The following is a 5,467-nucleotide window of genomic DNA, read 5'->3' as shown; positions in this document are numbered from 1 at the left end:
CGCGTCGAGCTGCCGATCGAGATCGTGCGCGACCTGCTGCGCCTCTCGCGCGAGCCCCTCTCGCTCGACGAGCCGAACGAGGACGACGGCACGGCGATCTCGGACGCGATCGAGGACGAGACCAGCCCGCAGCCGCCCGAGCTCGCGGTGGCGAGCGGCCTGCGCCGCCAGATCCACCGCGTCCTCGACACGCTGACACCGCGCGAGGCCCAGGTGCTCCGCCTGCGCTTCGGGATCGGCGATCGGGCGGAGCGGACGCTCGAGGAGATCGGGACGTCGATGTCCGTGACCCGCGAGCGGATTCGTCAGATCGAGGCGGCGGCGCTGCGGAAGCTCCGGCGTGGGGTGCGGGCGCGGTTGCTGCGGTCCTTCGTCGAGTCGTAGCGGCGGGGAGCGGCGGACCCGGGCGGCGGGGCGAGGTCGTCGCTCGCGGTCCTCGGGCCACGCGCGCGGCGTAGGCCGCGGCGACAGAGCCGCCAACCGTGGCGCGCGCGGCCCCTGCGGGCTCGCTCTGACCTCGCCCCGCCGCCCGGGTTCGCCGCACGCGCGGTTGGCCTCGCCTTCGGCGTCGGCCACGCACCAACGCAACGGCGCGGCGGCGCACGGATCGACGGAACGGGTCGCGGCCACCGACGCGCGTCCGTGGTCGCTCGATCGACGCGGCTGCGTTCGCCGAGCCTGGCTTCGGCGTTTGGTGTTGGCGGCGGTGGTTCTGCGTGCCGTCGTGGCGGTCGTTCGGCGGGGTGGGTGCGGGGGCGAGGTCTGAGCGAGCCCGCAGGGCCCGCGCGCGCCACGGTTGGCGGCTCTGTCGCTACGGCCTACGCCGCGCGCGTGGCCCGAGGACCGCGAGCGACGACCTCGCCCCCGCACCCACCCCGCCGCGAACGCCAAGCCGGCCTACTCGATCAAACCCGCGCGCCGGCTGGCAGCGAGGACGTCGATCGCCTCCGCCCGCCGGATCGCAGCACGGATCTCCTCCGCGAACGCGTGACGGCGCGCGCCGAGATCGGGCGTCGCAGCGTCGAGCAGCCCGCGGTTTCGCGCGAGACGAAGCGCCGTCTCGAAGAGGACCTTCGAGACCGACTCCCCGCTGCGGATGCGGCCCTGGAGCCGGTATTGCGTGCTGAGGGCCATGCAGCGCGACAGGAACGCGGGCTCGTCGACGGGCGTCGTGTCCGCCTCGCGCTCGAGCGCGTCGCCGACGACCCGGTAGGCTTCGAGGAACGGCAGGAGCACGCGATGCGCGTTGAACGGACGGAAGCGCCGCAGCACGCCCTGGATCGCCGCCGGACCCCGATCGACCGCTTCCTCCCACCCGGGCGCGTGGAACGCCACCTCGTCGCGCAGCTCGCGCAGGAACCGCTCGCGCTCGGCGAAGAAGAACTCGAACTTGAGCAGGTCGCGAAGCCGGAGCGCCTCCGCCCAGAACTCGCCGCGGAAGTCGACCACGTCGTCCTCGCTGGCGCGCAGGAGCGCGAGCTCGGCGATGGCCCCGTTGACGAACACGTGGATGATCGTGTTGCGGTAGTACGCCGCCGTCAGGTGCTGATCCGGGCCGATCGCATAGACGGGCTCGAGACCCTCCGCGAAGCAGGTGACGACGCCGTTCTCGACCAGCGTGTCGAGCGTGCGCCGCACGCCGTCCGCTGAATCGAGGTCCAGGTCGCCCGTCGTGGGGAGCGCGTGCCCGCGCACGTAGTGGAGGAGGTTCTTGAGCGCCGTCCGGATCTCCTCGACGCTCTGCGCGCGATCGCCGCGGCCGAGCAGCGCGAGCGTCACGAGCGACGTCGGCGTGATCGGGGTCACGCGGTTGATGCGATCGGAGACCTCGAAGGCGAGCTTCTGGATGGCGAGGCTCTGCTCGTCGGCGTTCGGCTCAGCGTCGGGATCGGAAGGGCCCACGAGCTGGGCGAGCGAGACGGGCTCGCCGAAGCGGAGGTGGATCGCGCCGTAGCGATGGCGCAGGTTGCGGACCAGCCGCACGAACCAACCGAAGCTCTCGCGCTGCTTGGCCGCCCCGCGCTGCTCGGCCGTGTAGTCGCCCACGTCCTGGATCTGGTCGTACGCGATCGCGACCGGAATCAGGTGGATGTCCTCGCTCTTGCCGCGCCGGTAGGCGTCGACGACGTAGGCGAGCAGCCCGAAGCGCGGCGGCAGCAGCTTCCCCGACCGCGACCGCCCGCCCTCGACGTACCACTCGAGCGAGAAGCGCTTCTCGATCAGGTAGTCGACGTAGTGGCGCAGCACGAACTTGTAGACCGCGTCGTCCTTGAAGGTGCGTCGGATGAAGAAGACGCCGCTGCGGCGCACGAGCGGGCCGACCGGGAAGAAGTTCATGTTGATGCCGCCAGCCGTGTGGTTCGGCGGATGCCCGTTCTCGTGCAGCGCGTACTGCAGCACGAGGTGGTCGAGGTTCGACTTGTGCGACGGCAGGAAGACGACCGGATGGCGTTGCGCGAGCTGATAGATGCGGGCGAGCGCCTCGCGGTCGTACTGGATCGCCGAGTAGCCGCGCGAGTAGAGCACGCGGATCAGCTGCGCGGTGAGGTCGATGACGTACGGGCTGTGGGTCGCCGCGATCTCGCGCAGGTCGCTCGTGGCCTCCTTCAGGACGTCGGCCGGTGGCCGCCCAAGCTCCTGCGCGAGGCGCGCGACGCCGCCCTGGAAGGCGGGCCGCGCGAGGATCGCCTCGCCGACGAAGCGCGGTACCTTGTAGCGCAGCCCGCGCAGCCGCCGCTCGGCGCGCTCGAGCGCGAGCGCCGCCTGGCGCGCCACGAAATCGGCGAGCCCCATCGTCTCGGCGAACCCCGCGCCGCACGCAGTGCGCCAGCGTGCCCGCAGCTCGGAGATCGACGCCGCGTCGGCCAGCACCACCTGGGCGCGCTCCGGATGGCGCAGGGCCACCCAGCGCTGGCGCAGGCGTCCGGGATCGCGCGGATCGCCGAAGGCGACCAGCTTGAGCAGATGGCGCAGCGGGCCGTCGTCGCGCTCGGGCGGTGGGAGCCAGGCCACGCGCAGCGGCGTCAGCAGCGGGTCGTCGTGCGCCGCGAGGGCGCCTTCGAGCGCGCTGCGGTCGACGCGCACCGACCCGCGCCGCCGCGACGGCGGGATCGCGACGACCTCGTACGGAATGCCGGTCGGCGCATGGTGGTCGGCGATCCACCGCGTGAGGAGGCGCTGCTCGATCTCGCTGGTGGCGTCGAGCAGGAACACGACGCGTGGGTGCCGCAGCGGGAGAGGGGCCTCCGCGGTGCTCGCCGTCGCCACGACGGCGCATATACGACGATTGCGGCTCGCGTGGGTAGACGCCCCGCGGCGAGCGGCGGTATCTTCCCGCGCCGTGCCGTGGGCCGAGATCACCCGCGAGATCGACGAGGGACCGGCCGGCCCGCAGGTGGGGGCGTTCTTCGATCTCGACCGCACGCTCGTCGCCGGCTTCTCCGTCTTCACGTTTCTGCTCGACGGCCTCCTCGGCGGCCGCATCGGACCGGGCGGAATCGCGCAGTTCCTGCGCGGTGCGCTCTGGTTCCAGCTCGGCCAGACCGGGTTTTCCGGGTTTCTCTCCGAGACGCTCACGCTGCTCGGCGGCGCATCGGAGAACGACTTCGAGGCGCTCGCCGAGCGCGTGTTCGCAGAGCGCATGGCGGCTGACGTGTACCCGGAGGCGCGGGCCCTCGTGCACGCGCACCTCCGCAAGGGGCACACGGTGGCCATCGTCTCGTCGGCGACGCGCTACCAGACCGAGCCGCTGGCGCGCGATCTCGGCATCCCACACGTGCTCTGCACGCGTCTCGAGGTCGAGAACGGCCGGTTCACGGGACGCGTCGTGAAGCCCACGTGCTACGGCGAGGGCAAGCTGCTCGCCGCGCGACAGCTCGCGGGCGAGCACGGCGTGGACCTCGCCCAGAGCTTCTTCTACACCGACAGCGACGAGGACCTGCCGCTGCTGGAAGGCGTCGGCCGCCCGCGTCCGACCAATCCGAACACCCGCCTGGCGGCGATCGCGCGGCGGCGTGGATGGCCGACGCGCACGTTCTGGACGCGTGGCACGCCGGCCTTGATGGACGTCGTGCGCACGTCGCTCGCGATCGGGAGCTTCTTCTCGGCGGTGCTGGTCGGACTGCCCATCGTCGCCCTCGATCGCGGGACGCGGCGCTGGGCCAACGTCGCCGCGACCACGTGGGGCGAGCTGGGGACGGCGCTCGCGGGCATCGAGGTGCGGGTCAGCGGGGAAGCGCACCTCTGGTCGCACCGGCCGGCCGTCTTCATCTTCAACCACCAGAGCGCGGTCGACGTGCTGCTGCTGTGCAAGCTCCTGCGCCGCGACTTCGTCGCGATCAGCAAGCAGGAGGTCCGCAGGAACCCGTTCTTCGGCCCGCTCTTCGCGGCCGCCGGCACGGTCTTCATCGACCGCTTCAACCGCTCGAAGGCGATCGAGGCGCTGCGGCCCGCGATCGAGGCGCTCGAGAGCGGCCTCTCGATCGCGATCGCCCCCGAGGGCACGCGCATGCCGACGCCGCGCCTGGGACGGTTCAAGAAGGGCGCCTTCCACCTCGCGATGGCCGCCGGCGTGCCCATCGTGCCGCTCGTCTTCCGCAACGCCCTCGACGCGCTCCCGAAGCACGGCATCATCCTGCGCCCGACGACGATCGAGGTCGTCGTCCATCCGCCGATCTCGACCGCGAGCTGGCAGCACGGCGACCTCGAGACGCACATCGCGGAGATCGAGCGACTGTACGCCGACACCATGGGCGTGTGATACGGGCCGCCCATGGTGAAGCTCGTCTTCCTCTGCCGGCGCCGTCCCGACCTCTCGCCCGCCGAGTACACGGAACGCCTGCTCGCGGGGCACGTCCCGATCGCGCTCCGCCACCATCCCAGCATGCGCAAGTACGTCGTCAACGTCGTCGAGGGACGGCGCGCCGGAGCCGAGGAGCTCGACTCGATCGGCGAGCTGTCGTTCGCGAGCGTCGACGACTTCCGCGAACGGCTCTACGACACGGAGGAAGGGCGGCGGATCGTCGAGCGTGACGTCGCCGGCTTCCTCGGCGGCGCGCACGCCTACGTCACGACCGAGCACGTGCAGAAGGCGCCCGCGGCTCCGCCGCCACTCGGGACGCGGTCGCCGGGCGTGAAGATCGTCGGCCTCGTGCGCCGGCCTGCCGGCACGAGCCACGCCGCGTTCGTCGAGCACTGGCTCACCCGGCACGTCCCGCTCGCGCTCGTCCACCATCCGGGCCTGCACAAGTACGTGACCAACGTCGTCGACCAGCGTCTGGGCGACGCGCCCGACTGGGACGGCATCGCCGAGCTGCACTTCCCGTCGGTGGAGGCGATGCGGACCGGCTTCTTCGACTCGCCCGAGGGCGAGCGCATCATCCGCGAGGACATGCCCCGCTTCATCGGCCTCACCTGGGGCTACGACGTCGCGGAGTACGTCCAGAAGGCTTGAGTCCGAGCCAAGACT

Annotated in this window: 4 protein-coding genes; 3 read left to right on the top strand and 1 reads right to left on the bottom strand. The window is 71.9% G+C overall.

The features are described 5' to 3' along the window. Positions 1–384 (top strand): sigma-70 family RNA polymerase sigma factor (locus VMS22_25580; GenBank protein HXJ37414.1); only part of this gene is annotated, 384 nt, incomplete at its 5' end. A gap of 513 nt (positions 385–897) precedes the next feature. Here VMS22_25580 and VMS22_25575 read toward each other — a convergent pair. Further along, complete coding sequence (locus VMS22_25575) at positions 898–3,267, bottom strand: glycerol-3-phosphate 1-O-acyltransferase (protein HXJ37413.1); 2,370 nt, start codon at positions 3,265–3,267, stop codon at positions 898–900. Positions 3,268–3,340: 73 nt separating this feature from the next. Between VMS22_25575 and VMS22_25570 the strand changes: the two genes are divergently transcribed. Together VMS22_25570 and VMS22_25565 are read left to right on the top strand one after the other, a co-directional pair. Beyond that, a complete protein-coding gene (locus VMS22_25570; protein ID HXJ37412.1) occupies positions 3,341–4,759 on the top strand; it encodes an HAD-IB family hydrolase in 1,419 nt (472 codons plus the stop codon). Between the two features lie 12 nt (positions 4,760–4,771). Then, on the top strand, positions 4,772–5,452 hold the full coding sequence (locus tag VMS22_25565) for an EthD domain-containing protein (protein ID HXJ37411.1): 681 nt from the start codon (positions 4,772–4,774) through the stop codon (positions 5,450–5,452). Positions 5,453–5,467 lie beyond the last annotated feature (15 nt).

The sequence above is a fragment of the Candidatus Eisenbacteria bacterium genome (genome assembly GCA_035577985.1).
Taxonomy (GTDB): domain Bacteria; phylum Desulfobacterota; class Binatia; order DP-6; family DP-6; genus DATJZY01.
This window is presented reverse-complemented; position numbering and strand designations above follow the sequence as displayed.